This is a genomic window from Enterococcus asini ATCC 700915 (assembly GCF_000407365.1).
Taxonomy (GTDB): domain Bacteria; phylum Bacillota; class Bacilli; order Lactobacillales; family Enterococcaceae; genus Enterococcus_C; species Enterococcus_C asini.
In genome coordinates this window covers 1360501-1375841 of the sequence record NZ_ASVU01000001.1, presented here as the reverse complement: position 1 = coordinate 1375841, position 15341 = coordinate 1360501, and the positions used below count along the sequence as shown (strand labels likewise).

Annotated in this window: 11 protein-coding genes and 1 pseudogene; 5 read left to right on the top strand and 7 right to left on the bottom strand. The window is 43.3% G+C overall.

The window, feature by feature from the left end; all coding sequences use genetic code 11:
* Positions 1–132: 132 nt before the first annotated feature.
* The 3 genes from I579_RS06695 to I579_RS06685 all read left to right on the top strand — a co-directional run bounded on the left by I579_RS06695 (position 133) and on the right by I579_RS06685 (position 4081).
* The gene (locus I579_RS06695; protein WP_010754367.1) at positions 133–2073 is read left to right on the top strand and encodes an ABC transporter ATP-binding protein; all 1941 of its coding nucleotides are present in this window, start codon (positions 133–135) and stop codon (positions 2071–2073) included.
* 145 nt (positions 2074–2218) lie between these two features.
* Entirely contained in the window at positions 2219–2635 is a 417-nt protein-coding gene (locus tag I579_RS06690; protein WP_010754368.1) for a hypothetical protein, read from the top strand.
* Between the two features lie 12 nt (positions 2636–2647).
* On the top strand, positions 2648–4081 hold the full coding sequence (locus I579_RS06685; protein ID WP_010754369.1) for a flotillin family protein: 1434 nt from the start codon (positions 2648–2650) through the stop codon (positions 4079–4081).
* Between the two features lie 49 nt (positions 4082–4130).
* On the opposite strand, the gene I579_RS06680 is transcribed toward I579_RS06685, so the two are convergent.
* The 4 genes from I579_RS06680 to I579_RS06665 all read right to left on the bottom strand — a co-directional run bounded on the left by I579_RS06680 (position 4131) and on the right by I579_RS06665 (position 10232).
* Positions 4131–4802, bottom strand: a complete 672-nt coding sequence (locus I579_RS06680) for an HAD family hydrolase (protein WP_010754370.1) — start codon at positions 4800–4802, stop codon at positions 4131–4133.
* Between the two features lie 130 nt (positions 4803–4932).
* The gene (gene lacG, locus I579_RS06675) at positions 4933–6336 is read right to left on the bottom strand and encodes a 6-phospho-beta-galactosidase (RefSeq protein ID WP_010754371.1); all 1404 of its coding nucleotides are present in this window, start codon (positions 6334–6336) and stop codon (positions 4933–4935) included.
* Between the two features lie 18 nt (positions 6337–6354).
* Positions 6355–8892, bottom strand: a complete 2538-nt coding sequence (locus I579_RS06670; protein ID WP_010754372.1) for a hypothetical protein — start codon at positions 8890–8892, stop codon at positions 6355–6357.
* 62 nt (positions 8893–8954) lie between these two features.
* Positions 8955–10232: a PTS sugar transporter subunit IIC gene (locus I579_RS06665; RefSeq protein WP_010754373.1), complete on the bottom strand. Its 1278-nt coding sequence runs from the start codon at positions 10230–10232 to the stop codon at positions 8955–8957.
* Between the two features lie 131 nt (positions 10233–10363).
* On the opposite strand from I579_RS06665, the gene I579_RS06660 reads away from it, so the two are divergent.
* A complete protein-coding gene (locus I579_RS06660) occupies positions 10364–11320 on the top strand; it encodes an AraC family transcriptional regulator (RefSeq protein ID WP_010754374.1) in 957 nt (318 codons plus the stop codon).
* 76 nt (positions 11321–11396) lie between these two features.
* Positions 11397–11732: pseudogene (locus I579_RS06655) on the top strand (tyrosine-protein phosphatase); the annotation flags it as partial.
* 59 nt (positions 11733–11791) lie between these two features.
* Here I579_RS06655 and dapF read toward each other — a convergent pair.
* Genes dapF through I579_RS06640 form a run of 3 tightly spaced genes read right to left on the bottom strand, consistent with a single transcriptional unit; the run spans position 11792 to position 15278 of the window.
* Positions 11792–12805 carry a diaminopimelate epimerase gene (gene dapF / locus I579_RS06650; RefSeq protein ID WP_010754376.1) on the bottom strand — a complete coding sequence of 338 codons (1014 nt, stop codon included), beginning with the start codon at positions 12803–12805 and terminating at the stop codon, positions 11792–11794.
* On the bottom strand, positions 12805–14106 hold the full coding sequence (lysA, locus tag I579_RS06645; RefSeq protein WP_010754377.1) for a diaminopimelate decarboxylase: 1302 nt from the start codon (positions 14104–14106) through the stop codon (positions 12805–12807). Before lysA ends, dapF begins: the two co-directional genes overlap by 1 nt.
* Positions 14103–15278 carry a M20 metallopeptidase family protein gene (locus I579_RS06640; RefSeq protein WP_010754378.1) on the bottom strand — a complete coding sequence of 392 codons (1176 nt, stop codon included), beginning with the start codon at positions 15276–15278 and terminating at the stop codon, positions 14103–14105. The genes lysA and I579_RS06640 overlap by 4 nt, the downstream gene beginning before the upstream one ends.
* Between the last annotated feature and the right edge of the window lie 63 nt (positions 15279–15341).

Below are 15341 nucleotides of genomic sequence, written 5' to 3'. Positions count from 1 at the left end.
TTAATTCGGTCAATTAGTTAGGTACCTTTCTATTTACAGAATTCCACAACGGGCGTATAATAGATAGGTACCTAACAATTGACTAAAAAATCAGCTTACTTGGTACTTTTCAATAAAAAAGGGGGAATTTGTATGCCACGTATGCGTTTTGAACCGGCACCGAAACACGTGCCCAAACTAAGCCTGGCTTTTGTTCGTCGAATTGTCCGTTATTTTGCTCCCTACCCTACTCGTTTTTTTACTGTGATTTTTTTGATTCTCGCCAGTGCCGCTTTAGGATTGGTTCCGCCATTGTTGTTACAAAAAATCATCGACCAAGCCTTGCCATACCAAAATTTGCCCCTGTTGGCTGGACTGGTAGGATTATCTATTGGTGCCACGATTTTATTGAATTTACTGGGGGTGGCTCAAGGGTATTTGAGCACCTGGATTGCCAAACAAATCACCTTGCACATGAAAAACCAACTGTATGAAAAACTGACTCACATGCCCCAACGTTTTTTTGCCAACTTAAAAGAAGGAGAAGTCCTGACCCGCTTGACTAGTGATGTGGACGGGATTCAGCAAGTCTTCCAAACCACGGTGGTCAATGCTTTAACGAGTATTTTTGTTTTGGGCACCAGCCTGGTAGCCTTAATCAGCCTGAATCCTCTGTTGGCCTTGGTTGGCTGTGCTACCTTGCCCCTGTTTCTTTTGCCCACGAAAAAAGTCGGCAAACTCCGCTGGCAAATCACTTCCCAAAGTCAAGAACAGCTCAGCGCTTTGAATTCCCATGTGCAAGAAACTTTAAGCCCTGGTGGCAGTCTTTTGCTAAAACTCTTTACCAATGAAAAACAAGCCATGGACGAGTTTGCCACCATCAATCAAGAGGTCACACGCCTGCAACTGAAAGAAACTTTGGCCGGCCGCTGGTTTCGTATGAATATGAGCGTCTTTACTACGATTGGCCCCATGCTCGTTTACTTAGTGGGGGGATATTTGCTAACGCAAGGGCAAATGACCGTGGGAGGCATCTTGACCTTTGCTACCCTTTTAGGTCGCATGTACAACCCCGTGACCCAGCTTTCCAATATCCAAGTGGACTTTATGCGCTCCTTTGCTTTGTTCGACCGGATTTTTGAGTATTTGGACTTAGAACCAGAAGTAGACCAAGATGCTGTTAGTGAAACAAAAAACAGCACCATCACATCGCCTAGCGTTATCTCCAAAGAAAAACTAGCCGGTGGAGCGATTCGCTTTGAGCAAGTGGCCTTTTTTTACGAGCAACAAGCAACTTTACAAGACATTAATTTGACGATTCCAGCAGGGCAAACCACCGCCATCGTAGGACCCTCTGGCGCCGGCAAATCCACTTTGACCAATCTTTTACCCCGGCTTTACCAGCCAACGAAAGGCCGGATTACCATTAACGGCCAAGATATCGCCGGTATGCCTTTAGCCCAGTTGCGCCAGTCTATCGGCATGGTCACCCAAGAAGCCTTTCTGGTTAACGGCACGATTAAAGACAACCTGCTCTACGGGAAACCTTCCGCCAGTCAGGCAGAACTGGAAGCCGCCTGTAAATCCGCATATATCCATGATTTTATCCAAGGCCTGCCTCAAGGATACGACACTCCCGTGGGCAATCGTGGGGTCAAGCTCTCCGGTGGGGAAAAACAACGTCTGGCCATCGCCCGGGTCATGCTAAAAGACCCGCAAATTTTGATTTTGGATGAAGCCACGGCGGCACTGGACGCTTTGTCTGAACATTACGTGCAAAAAGCCATGAATGCTTTAATGACCGACCGCACCGCCATCGTCATCGCCCACCGCCTGGCCACCATTGCCAACGCGGATCAGATTGTCGTTATGGAAAAAGGCCGACTGGTGGAACAAGGAAATCACGACTCCCTCTTCCAACAAAACGGCCTGTACGCTAAACTCTACCGGACACAATTTCGCTTGGAAAATGACGCCCAAGCTTCGGCCGCTCCTTTCGACCAATTACCGAAAACAAACGGGATCGACATGCCTAAAGATCAGACAGTAACAAATGCTCCAAAAGAAAAAGCAGAAAAAGAAACCGCAGCGTAAAATGCAAAATTTTTTACGCTGCTTTCTTCCTATATTAGACCTCTTTTTCCCGTCGTTTTGTCCTTGATGCATATTCCGATTTCCCTTGAAGGCCTCTCAAGAATAGCCTATCATGAAGATACCCACAAGAAATGGAGGTGGTAGTATGGAAGCACTCTTTCACTGGCTCCAAGAACAATTGCACGCCTTACCCAGCGCCGGCCGCTTTGTAGTCTGGTTGGTATTAGGAGTCCTTTGTTTGCTCGTTTTAAGCCTGCTGTTTTCGTTACTCTTTAGCCCCTTTATGTGGCTGTACAATCGTTTCACGGATCGCAACCGCAGCAATGTCATACCGGAAAAGGAACTGGTCACCGGCGAGCTGACGGTGAAGATCAAAGGAAATTCCACTGGCGAGGTCATGGAGACCGATTCTGGTAGCGCCCGCTCGGTCCACCCGGCGCGTCTCTTTGATGAAAAAGAAATCGCCGCAGATACCCTTTATCCCATTGGTACCAAGGTCCTGATCATCGAATTCGATGAAGCAGGAATTGCATTAGTTGTTCGTAACCAACAATTTATTTAAGGGAGTGAAAACATGTTTACAGTTATTTTAGTCGCCGTCATCGTTATCTTTCTACTCGTCTTTCTTATGGTTCGTTACCGCATCGGTAAGCCCGACGAAGCCTTAATCGTCACCGGGTCCCTTTTAGGCGGAGAAGGCATCAAAATCTTAAAGAACAGTGGGACCTTCGTGATTCCGATCATTCAAAAAGCCCATACCCTGAGCCTTTTGACCCATAAATTGGAAATCGGCACACCGGAAGTTTACACGGAACAAGGGGTGCCCATTAAAGCATCGGCCACCGTTTTGGTCAAGATTGGCAATTCCACCGAAGCCATCAAAACCGCGGCAGAACAATACCTAGGTAAGTCCACGGAAGAATTAGAAGACGAAGCCAAGGAAGTCTTGGAAGGTCACTTGCGGGCGATCCTCGGCACCATGACCGTAGAAGCCATTTACAAAAACCGAGACGATTTCGCAGAACAAGTCCAAAACGTGGCCTCCACGGACTTGAAGAAAATGGGTCTGGAAATCGTCTCCTTCACCATTAAAGACGTCTCCGATCCCAACGGTTACCTAGACGCTTTAGGGCGGCCGCAAATCGCCGAAGTCAAGAAAAATGCCGAAGTTGCGGAATCCAATGCACTGCGGGAAACTCGGATTAAGCAAGCGGAAAACGAACAGTTGGCCCAACACGAAGAAATTCGCCGGAAGACGGAAATCGCCGAAGCCAACAAAGATATGGCCTTGAAACAAGCCCATTACCAACAAGAACAAGAAGTCGCACAGGCCCAAGCGGAACAAGTAGCCGTGGCGGAAAAGATGAAAGTCAACTTAATCGAACAAGACAAAAACATCGAAATCCAAGCCAAACAAGCGGAATTAACCGAAAAACAATTGACCGCAACCTTGCGGAAACAAGCCGAAGCCGACAAATATGTCGTGGAACAAAACGCCTTGGCGGAAAAATCCCGCCAAATTGCCCAAGCGGAAGCCGAAGCGGAAAAAGTTCGCCTAGCCACTGCGGCAGAAGCGGAACGCATCGAAAAACTAGGGAACGCAGACGCCGAGAAGATTACCAAAGTCGGTTTGGCAGAAGCGGAAAGTCGCGAAAAGATGGCAATTGCTTTGACCAAACTCAACGAAGCCGGGATCTTGATGGAATTCATCAAAGTCTTGCCAGCCATCGCCAAAGAAGTCAATGCCCCACTTTCCAATATTGACAAAGTGGTCAGCTTTGGCGCAGGAGACGGCCTACCCGAAATGGGACAAGCCGGTCTGGCCCGCACCTTTGACACCATTAAAGAAACCACTGGCTTGGACTTGGTCACCTTGATCAACGACTCCTTGTCCACTAGAAGCGGCAACCGGGAATTGGTAGCCGCGGTAACGGAAAAAGAAACAGCGGGGAAAGAGGAAGAGCTGTCCTCTCCAAGCCAACCAATGGAACAACCTGAAACGAAGTAAACACCATAAACAGCAAAAGGAGCGTGTCCACCAGGGCCACGCTCCTTTTTTAAAACAATCCCCGCACTTCCGGGGCAAAATAATCCGGCACAATCACATCCGCGATTCCTAAACTAGCTAGCTCCTCACGATTATTCCCGGTTTCCAAAGCGATAATCTTCTTTGCTCCGGCATTTTTCGCCGCTGCAAGACCGGAATGGGAATCCTCAAAAATCACTGCCGTCTTAGGATCGACGCCGATTTTCTCCGCCGCTAAGAGATAATAATCTGGAGCGGGCTTGCTGTTCATATTGCCGTTATCATAGACGATGGTGTCAAAATCAAACCAGCGCTCCAAACCGAAAAAGTCAAAGTAAAAGCGCACGTTGCCATAGCCTGCCGCCGTGGCGATATTCACAGGAATGCCGCGTGATTTTAATTCATCCAAAAATTCCGGAGCACCGGGCATCAACTGCTGAGTCGCCGGAGTTTGCCGTACCATTTCCCGGTAGATGTCCTCTTTTTGCTCCCCTAACTCTAGGGCTTCTTCTTTAGTCAATGGACGGTCGAAAAGATACTCCAGCACCAGCCGATTGTTTTTCCCATGGACATTCTTTTGAAATTCTGCCGGGGTCAACACCTTCCCGGCTGCCGTTTTGGCAAATTCTAGCCAAGCCGCTTCGTTTTGCGGGGAGTCCGGCAAAAGCGTTCCATTAAAATCAAATAACACTGTTTCACACATGTGGCCACTTCCTTTTTAATATAAAGAAGAAACTATTTCCCCTGAAATTTGTTCTCACAATAACTGTATCACAGAAAAACATCCACTCTAATTATTTTTAATCATACAAAACTGACAATAAATGGCCAAATCACGCTTGCTTATTTTTCTCAATCACTTCTTTATACCAATAGGCGCTTTTTTTGGGAATTCTTTGTTGCGTCTCAAAATTTACGTAAAACAACCCATAGCGCTTATTATAACCATTCGTCCACGAAAATAAATCCTGTAATGACCATACAAAGTACCCTTGAACATTGACTCCTTCATTAACGACTCTTTCCACTTCTTGAAGATGTGCTGAAAGATACTCAATACGTTCATCATCAACTATTTCATTATTCTCATCGGGTCGTTCTTTGCGCCCTAAACCATTTTCGGTAATGTAGATTTTTTTCACATTAGGAAATTCATGATTAATTCTGCGTAAAGTATCAGCTAACCCTTTAGGATATATAGGCCAATCCCATTCTGTTGTTGGAATGCCACTAGGTAATAGTTCCTGACCTACTCCTTGCAATTGACGCAGTGATGTACCTTTATCTCCAGTTCCATTGTGAATAAATTGAGACTTCCCATCATAATTTGCTACAAACTTACTATAATAATAATTTACTCCAACAAAATCAACTGTTTGAATTGCTTCTTCCAGCATGGATAATTCCGAATCGAGTATTTCTATCTTCTGTTGTCCATTTGCCGATAAAATTTCATTAATTATACTCAGAGTTTTCTCAGAATACTCACCAGCTAACGTCCCTTCTAATAAAAAAGCATTTTCCAGTACGTCCTGTTTCTTAGCAGCAATTTTATCACTGGGATTTTCACTGTAAGGATAAACAGTTTGAATAGCATGAACTATGCCTATTTCTCCAGATATTTTTAAATCATGAAATAGCTTTACCACCTTAGCATGGGCGACATTCATATTATGCTGTTGTTGAAAACAAGCAGTGAAATTGTATTTGGTATTAGGTGGAAATGTCCCGGTAATATTTTGCTGCTTTGCTAAAGTAGATGGTTCATTGATCGTGATCCATTTTGTAATTTCCGTAAACTCTGTAAAACAAAAACGCGCATACTCAACAAAGTGCTGAATCATATCTTTATTTAACCAATCGCCTTGCTTAAATAGCGTTTCCGGACTATCAAAATGATGAAGCGTGACGAATGGTTCAATCCCGTTATCTATCATTTTTTTGAAAAGACGGTGATAAAATGCAACTCCCGTTGGCTCAACTTTTCCATATCCCTCTGGAAAAATTCTTGACCAGGCAATCGAAACTCGTAGCCCATTGAGTCCAAAATCACGGCAATTCTCTATGTCTTGTCCATACTGATGATAAAAATCACATGCTGGATCTGCTGTATAGTGCTTTTCTTTTTCTAAATAAGAATCCCAGATTACGCGCCCTTTGTTTCCCTCTTTGGTAGCCCCTTCACACTGATACGCCGCAGTCGCCGCTCCAAATATAAAATGTTTTGGAAAATCCATTTTTCTTCATCCTCATTTTCAATAATATATAATAACTGGAGATAAAATTCCCACTGGTTGTCTAACCTGTGCTCCGGAATGTTTCTCATAAATTTCTTTATCCACTGTATTTGTTACATCAATGACCAAACTATTAGTACCTTTCACCAAGTTACACTCAGAAAACCGATATGGCGGACAAATGCGTGATCCTAGATTGACTCCGTTTAAGGTAATTTCTGCAACTTCAAAGACCTCATCCAAGAAAATCTCCGCTTCCTCACTAGACTCTTCCATTTCAAAGGAAAATTCGTATCGAATTGTTCCAGAAAAAGTAGGTGCAAGCTTTCTGGAAATATCAACTAACTTATGGAGTTGCTGTTTTCCATGGAAAATTGGATACTCTTTCGCCGAAGAAAAGGAAATATAGGGATTTTGTGAAAGCTCCATTTTTTTAGCATTCTCATGTTTTGAAGGAGTAAGTTGAATATTATCAGCACTTCCATCAACTATTAAACATGATTCATAAGCCACCAGACAAAGATATCCATCTTGTAGTTCAGTTACTTGATTATTTAATAAATCTACTCGATAAGGTCGTTTGATACCTAGGAATTCGATATTAACATCTATTTCTTCATAAGGATGCTCATTAAAAAGCATGAAATAATTTTCTTTATTTTTTTGATATTGATAACTTCTGAGATATGGCTCTTTACTAGAAATCTTAATCGGTGACAAATCAGCAGCCTCTATGAAATCTCTATATTCTTCCAAAGTAAGAACTTCAGCATGTTTTGACAAACTATCATGACTAAAGTTTACTCGTTGCTCATATGTTCCTTTGGGAAAATCCTCAAGAAATATGACCTTTGTGCTATCAGTACGACAGATAAATTCATATAAATCATCATCCATATATTCACAATAGGGAATGACCAATTGTGAATATTCACTATTTTGAAATTTCAATTCATTTTTCAATTCAATCTGATAATCATTGCTTTTTTTGAAAATATCATTTGGAAGAATATCAAATTCTACTTGTTGTTGGGTTAAAATTTTTGCTGGTTTTTGTACGGACATATACTTACCCGTCCACTCACTTTCTGCATGGTAAATCAACGCGACTGAGCTTTTAGGTCGACCATTAGAAAAAAGAGTTCCCATTTTATTTGTATAAGTCATCAATTTCTTAAAATAGCGAAATTGTGGATTATAACCATGAGCATAAAAATGTGGTGGGCAATCTTCATCTGGGAAACTTGCTGGTGAAAAAGCATGCGGAACAAAATGATTAACCCCTCTGACTAGGAAATGATCCAAAATCCATTTCATCAATTTCAATCCCTCGTGCCAGCCATATGCGCCAAATACTTCCGTCATCGAATTTCCATGTTTTTTTGGATCCAAGTACGCTAAGGAAGACGTCATTTTCCCAAGTGCATAGTGAAAAAATTCTCCATCCCATACTCCTCGCGCCCATGAATGCATCCCTTCGTCTAGACCTGGAATCAACTGATTTGAGATAATATCAGACCCGGCCATATCCTGACCAATCATGGAGCGATAAAAATGTCCTGCTCCAACGCCAAGTCTTGCATGGGATTCCCGATCTTCGATAATGTGACCGATATACTTCACATCACGGGATCGACACCAATTTCCTAATGCCATACTAAAGTTCTCTTTATATAAATTTGTCACGATATCCATGTATAATTTCCGAACTCGAGCGGTATCTGAATTTATTTCTCGCCATAGATGAGGCAAGAAACATAGATACTGTTCGCCAAACTGTTCAATTAAATTTTCTTCAACTTCTAAGCTCCATGGAAGTGGCATCTCCTTTCCAATCAGGCTATCACTTTTGACACCCTTCTCATTTTGAAACCCAGGCTCATCGGAAAAGAATCCCAGGATTGTTTGACCGAATTCTTCGGAAAACTGTTCATAATGCTTTTCATAAACTTCATGAATTAGGATTTCACAGGATTTTTTATCCACCATGTTAATGTAATCAGAAGCTACGTCTGTTTGTTCACTAATCGATAGTACATAGAGGTCCCAACGCCCTTCTGGCAATTCAAAATAGAAATAATCACCTATTAATTCCCCAGATAATTGAAGTGTAGTTTGTTGGGAGACCGCAACAACTCCAAGAAATACAGCCGTTTTATCTGTTGGATATGGTTTTTTTATGTCTACGGAAAAATGTTTACAAGGACCTACAGTGTTTACCATATGATAGGTCAACACTTTCTTGTTCAATCCTGGGTAATTTTTCACCCTTCCATTTGCATAACCAGTAGGAAAATGAAAATCATCTAATATCCAAAATTTCATCCCTCTTTTTTTGGCTTCTGAAATAATCAGTTTGAGTCTTTCCCACCATGGCTCTTCGCAAAAGCCTTCAAACGGTCGGGCCTCCACACAAAATTCCTTAATATCAGAATCGTACATTTGTTGAATATAATTCACGATAACTTCTTTGGTTTCAACTCCCTTTTGCCAGAAAAAAGGGAGTACATGATTTTCATATCTATTATTCAAAACATCTCCCATTGTGTATTGCATAAATTTACTCCTAACTACGAACCACGATTTCACTATCAATCGACAATTGTTCTACAGATTTATTAATTTGCTTCTGTTGTTCCGTTGGTTTGTCCTTGTTCAAGTGCATAGGCTTTTTTGTCTAGGACTTTGAAAAATGGATAGTATGCGATAACAGAGAAGACTAGTAAAACTACTTGATAAAGAGCAACACGCCAACCGCCTAACAAAAATCCTTGTAAGACAACTGGAATACTCCAAGGTAACTGAACACCATTGAGAATTGGTAAAATACCAACTTTGGTTAAGAAAAAGGCAGCAAAAATAGAAATCGTCGGAATCAAAATAAATGGAATGATCAGCACTAGATTTAAAACAATTGGGGTACCAAAGATAGCTGGTTCTGCAATACTAAAAATATCTGGAATAATTGATAATTTCCCTAAAGTTCGGTATTGCTTGCTCTTCGCAAAGAATGTCATTAAAATGATTAGTCCCATAATAACTCCTGCGCCTGTTGCACCACCGTATACATTCGTAAAATTCTTACCTATAATTCGAGTTGCTTCAAGACCTGCGCTTGTCTGTTCCAAATTATCTAGATCGATTGAAATCAAAATTGGATTGACAACAGAAACCACGACAATCCCATGAATCCCAAAGAACCACACAAAGTTACTTAACATCCAAATAAGTGCCACTGCCCAAACAGAATTCCCAATCCCGGAAAGTGGTGTTTGGATTAACGTTGAAACCATCTGTGGGAACGTTACGAAAGAAGTATTTTTCAATACCGCTGCAATCAATAAGAATACTGTAATAATGATAAAGCCCGGGATAATAGCGCTGAATGCCCGAACTGTTGCAGGTGGAACATTTTCTGGCATTTTTATTTCGATATTCTTTTCTTTCAATACAACAAAAATCTTTCCAACCACAACCCCAACAATCATTGCCATAAACATCCCCTGTGCTCCTAGCCAAATGATTGGTATTCCTTTGCTACCACTTTCTAATACTTCAAACGGTATCAAAAGAACAAAGCTACAGATTGAAATAATACCTGCTGAAACTCCGTCTTGATTCGCCGAATGAGCGAAACTATAGGCGACTGTAAACGTTAATAAAATACTAACGATTCCCATAGTCGTATTGTTTGGTAAAGATAAGTAATCCTTGATCCCAGTAGAATCAATAAAATCTAAATAAGGTTTGATTTGTATATTTCCCAGTAAGGTGTAGATTGAACCAATAATGATTGCCGGTATTACTGCTGAAACCCCATCAGTAATAGCTTTTACATAGCTAATATTGCCAAACTTGCTGGCAAACATCTGCACTTTATTGATATACTTTTCCATAATTTTCTCTCCTTCATCAAGCGTTTCCAACGTTGTTATATATATCCTATACTTGATGTAAAAAATAGAAAATGGTATTTTTTATTATGATTACTATCGATTTCTATGATTTACTCAAAGGAGCTAATACAATGGATTTTAAAGAGTTGGATGATTTTTTGCATTCTTATACAGATCACGAACGAGAATACTTAACAAAGAAAAAGATGTCTAACGAGGAAATTGCTTATACCCCCAGAAAGAGTAACTTAAAAATTTTCGATTTTAAAAAGACCAGTCGTTTTCTATCAGTCACTGAACACAATCACGAATACATCGAAATGAACTATGTTTACTCTGGAGAGATCAAACAAGTCATTAACAATACAGAAATACTTTTAAAGAAAAACGATTTAATTATTCTTGACACACAGGTTCGTCATTCAATCGCGCCACCCGGAAAAAATGATATTCTTCTTGCTTTTCGCTTTTCAAAAAAATATTTTACAAAGATCTTTTTCAAGGATTTTAATCCCGATAACCCCATTAGTGACTTCCTGTTAAAATCACTCTTTGAAAGTCAAAAATACAATCGCTACCTTTTTTTCCCTATTCAAGATGAGTTCGAACTTATCTGCATTCTTAAACTACTAGTAATTGAGCTAATTGAACACGAAAAGACAGATGAATCAATTTATAATCACTACATTACCATTATTTTCGAAAAGCTATTAAAGTATTATGAGAAAGCCCTCGTTTCTAACAAAGAATCTTCCAAAACAAAAGATACGAAATTGTATTTCGATATTCTCTCATTTATTGAAGAAAACCACCAGAATGTCACTGTAAAATCCATGTCCCAAATATTGAACTACTCCCCCAATTACCTGAGTAGCTTAATCAAAAAAATAACTGGGAAAAATTTTTCCCAATTAATCTGTGAAATACGCCTAAAAAAAGCCATCATATTGTTAGAAAGTACCAATTTGCCAATTTCTGAGATTTGTGAAGAAGTCGGATTTTCTAATCAAAACACCTTCTATACGATGTTTGAAAAACAGTTCCACACTACTCCAAAAAAATATCGTAATATGAACAAATATAATTAATCACATTCCAATCTATGTTATTATAGCTTTTCTATTTAAAGTCCGTAACTAATTCCAATAAGTCCCGACCCTTTTTCACTGTCAAGGTGGAAAGGATCGCACGGGGTGGGCCGCGGCTTTAATCCTCGGTCTCTTAGGGGTACCAAAAGAGACCATCTACCGAGACTATCTCTTGACAGACGTCTACAACCGTCCCCGTAACGAACAACGGATGGCAATCTATCGCCAATATACGGACAATGCCTTTGTTTTGGACTACCTAGCCTCCTTGCAACAAACCAAAGTTGCCTATCTGGACAGCGCCTTTGACGCTTTAACCAGTCATTACGGCGACATGGAAACCTACGCAAAACAAGTGCTTGGGCTTACAGAGGCGCAGTTAGAAGAGTTTAGAGAGATGTATTTGGACTAATCCATCCAAAAAAGCCTGGAAAACAACGCCATTTCACGTTGTTTTCCAGGCTTTTTATTTTAAAATTGTACATCCTCATCCACCAACAGGCCTTTTGCTACCACATTGGTCGGACCTATTAAATCTAGTTGTTTGCCCCGTACTGCCACAGCGAGCTGGCCGCCGAGTACGTCAAGGACGACTGGCGCTCCAGTTTGAACTAATTCCCGTTGGACCAAACTATACGCCACAGAACCCGCCCCGGTCCCACAGGCCAAGGTGAAGTCCTCCACTCCTCGTTCATAGGTCCGGACGATTGCCCGTCCCGCTGGTTTTACTAAGTCCGGTGAAGCCTCGCTAGCAAGGTCGGCAGTCACGATTTCAGAGTCAGGAACCGATGCTACTGCCACAAAGTTCACATTGGCCCCTTTCGGTAAGGCTGACCAGTTCCGCAGTGCTTGCGCTAAAGGTTTCAAATCGGCTAAGGCTGTCTCGGCTAATTGCGGATAGCCCACCACCAAATGAGGCAATCCGGGATCCCCCAACTCCACATAGTCAAGAAATGAAATGCCCTGAGCTCGCTGACTCAATGATTGCCCAATCGTTTCTATGGCTTGATCTACCGTTGCGGACCCACTTTTCGCGGTCTTCTCTTCCAGAGCGTCTTCTAACAGCTCCTCTACCAGCTCTTCTTTAGAAAAATCCAAATTCGCTGTGTATTTCGTCGGTTCATTTAAGCGGACCCGATACGTGCGCTGGTCTTCTCGCCAAGCAGGGACAAGGCCCGCCAAGGTTTCGATTGTCATAACAGGTCCGGCGATGCCTTCTTCATAGGCATAGCGGGCCAAACAGCGGGCGCCATTGCCACACATTTCCGCCTCGCTGCCGTCTGCATTGAAGAAAATCATGCGAAAATCCCCAGTAGCTCTTGCCTCATCCACCACCATCAGGGCATCCCCCCCAAGGCTCACCCGCTGCCGACAAATCTGCTTAGCCAAAGTACTTAATTGCGCCATAGTAAAACCATAGCGGCGGTTGTCAAAGATGATAAAATCGTTGCCGCAGCCTTGCATTTTGTAAAAAGGGATTTCCATTAGCGCCACTCCTCTAGGAAACGTTCATTTTGAATCATTTGTTCATAACTTTGGCGAGCCACGATTAGCTGATCTTGACCGTCTTTCACCAAGACCACGGCGGGAATCGGCAGCTTGTTGTAATTCGAAGCCATAGAATACCCGTAAGCCCCCGTGGTAAAAGTGACGAAAATGTCCCCGGCACTCAATGGTGGCACGGGTAGGTCTTTCATGAGGATATCCGTGCTCTCACAAGCTTTACCGGAAATCGTCACGCTCTCCGTTCGTTTTGCCGCTGCTTTGTTGGCAACAAGGCCGGTATAGTCCGCCTGATAAAGACCGGGACGGATATTGTCGGTCATGCCCCCGTCGATGGCCGCATAGGTGCGCAAGCCGGGTAAGGTTTTGATTTCACCAATGGTATGCAGACTGATACCGGCTTCGGCAACTAAAGAACGCCCGGGCTCAATGACAATATTTGGCCGCAGCAGTCCGTGCTCCCCGCAGTAGGCTTCTGTCAGCGCCATTAAAGGCTCCAAGAAATAACCATAGGGCTGGCGCACATCCCCCTCCACGTATTCCACACCGAAGCCCCCGCCGTAATTTAACTCTTTAATTGTAAAGTCGTAGCGTTCTTTAATCTCATTCACCAAGGACAACGCGACTTTGGCCGCGGCTAAATGGGTGCTATTGTCCGAAAGTTGGCTACCAATATGAAAATGCAGACCGTAAAATTCGATTTCCGGCAAAGCAATCGCCGCTTCGATTTGCGGGAAAAGGATTTCCGGATTTAAAGGAATGCCGAATTTGGAATCTTTTTGGCCGGTGGAGATGAAATCGTGGGTGTCCACGGTAATCTCTGGGGTAATCCGAAACAAGATTTTAGCGGTTTTCTGTAAACGACGGCAAATTTCTGCCAAGCGCTCCACTTCAGTCAGCCCATCCACGATAATCCGACCCACGCCGTATGCTACCGCCATTTCCAGTTCGGCTTGGGATTTGTTGTTACCATTAAACTCGATATGTTCTCCGGGAAAGCCGGCTTTCATCGCCGTATACAATTCCCCGCCAGATACCACATCCAAACTCAGCCCTTCTCTGGCGATTAATTGGCACATGGCCACGGTGTTAAAAGCTTTCGAGGCAAAAGCCACCCGCACGTTGTCGTATTTGGCGAGAAAGTCTCGGTGCAACTCTTGCGTGCGCTGTAAAATGGCATTTTCCGATAAGACGTACAAGGGGGTGCCGTATTTTTGGGCTAAGGCCACCGTGTCGCAGCCGTCCCAGTACAGATGATTGTTTTCAATGGTTTTTACACTCATAGTTTCGCTCCTTTTTGATTGAACTCCGCCAACAACCCTAGGTAGCACTGGATGCCCCCTAGAAGATTCTTTTCGTCAAACTGCATTTTGTTACTGTGTAAAGGGTGAATGTACCCCCGCTCTTCATCCCGGGTCCCCACAAAGAAGAACAATCCCGGGAAGACTTGCTGATACATGGAAAAATCCTCCGCCAGTAAATAAGGGGGCGTAGTGACGTAGCTGTCTTGAGCAACCGTTTCTAGTGCCGCCACCATTTGCGGGTCATTGTCCACCACCCGATACATGTGACGAAATTCGACCTCTCCGTGACAGTCGTAACCTGCCGCCACTTGGTTTACAACGGTTTCGATGCGGGTCACCATGGTCTCATAGACGTCATCGTCAAAGGCCCGCATGGTTCCTTCTAAAGTGACTTTGCCGGGAATGATATTCATGGCCTCCCCGCCGCTGATTTTGCCAAAAGTCAGAACCGCACTGTCTAAAGGGGACAAATTCCGGGAAATGATGCTGTGCAAAGCTTGAATCACGGCACTCATGGCTAAAATAGCATCTTGGCCTTGCTGGGGCTGGGCTCCATGGGCCGATCGCCCGGTAACGGTAATGGTGACTTCCCCATTGCGGGCCATCATGCCCCCACTTCTCGCGGCAATCACCCCTTCAGGAAATTCCGGAAAGACGTGGAGGCCGACGATTTGTTCCACGCCTAGCTCCTGTAAAATCCCCGTGTCTAAGAGCAGTTGCGCACCCCCGGGACCTTCTTCTGCCGGCTGAAAAATCAAGACCACCCGGCCCACTAGCGCTTTCTTGTGTGCTAACAAATACTGCGTAAAGCCCAGCATGGTCGCCGCGTGTCCATCATGGCCGCAAGCATGCATGCGTCCGGGATAACGAGAGGCAAAGTCAACCCCGGTGGCTTCCATTACCGGCAAAGCATCGATATCCGTGCGAAAAGCCACGCACTTACCAGCCGTCGCTCCCTCCAAAACCACCACTAAAGCCGTTTCCAAAGGTTGATGAATGGCTGTATCTGGCACTCCCATGGTTTTCAGTTCTTTTTTCAAATAGCGACAAGTTTCATATTCCGCCAAGCCCAACTCCGGTATTTGGTGCAAATCCCGGCGCCAGCGCTTCACCTGAGGCAAGAGTGCCGCCACTTCCTTGGTAATCTGCAAAGAACCATCCCCTTCTCAAGAAAAAATGCGTTTTTTTAAGAGATTTAGTAATATTTTCATTCA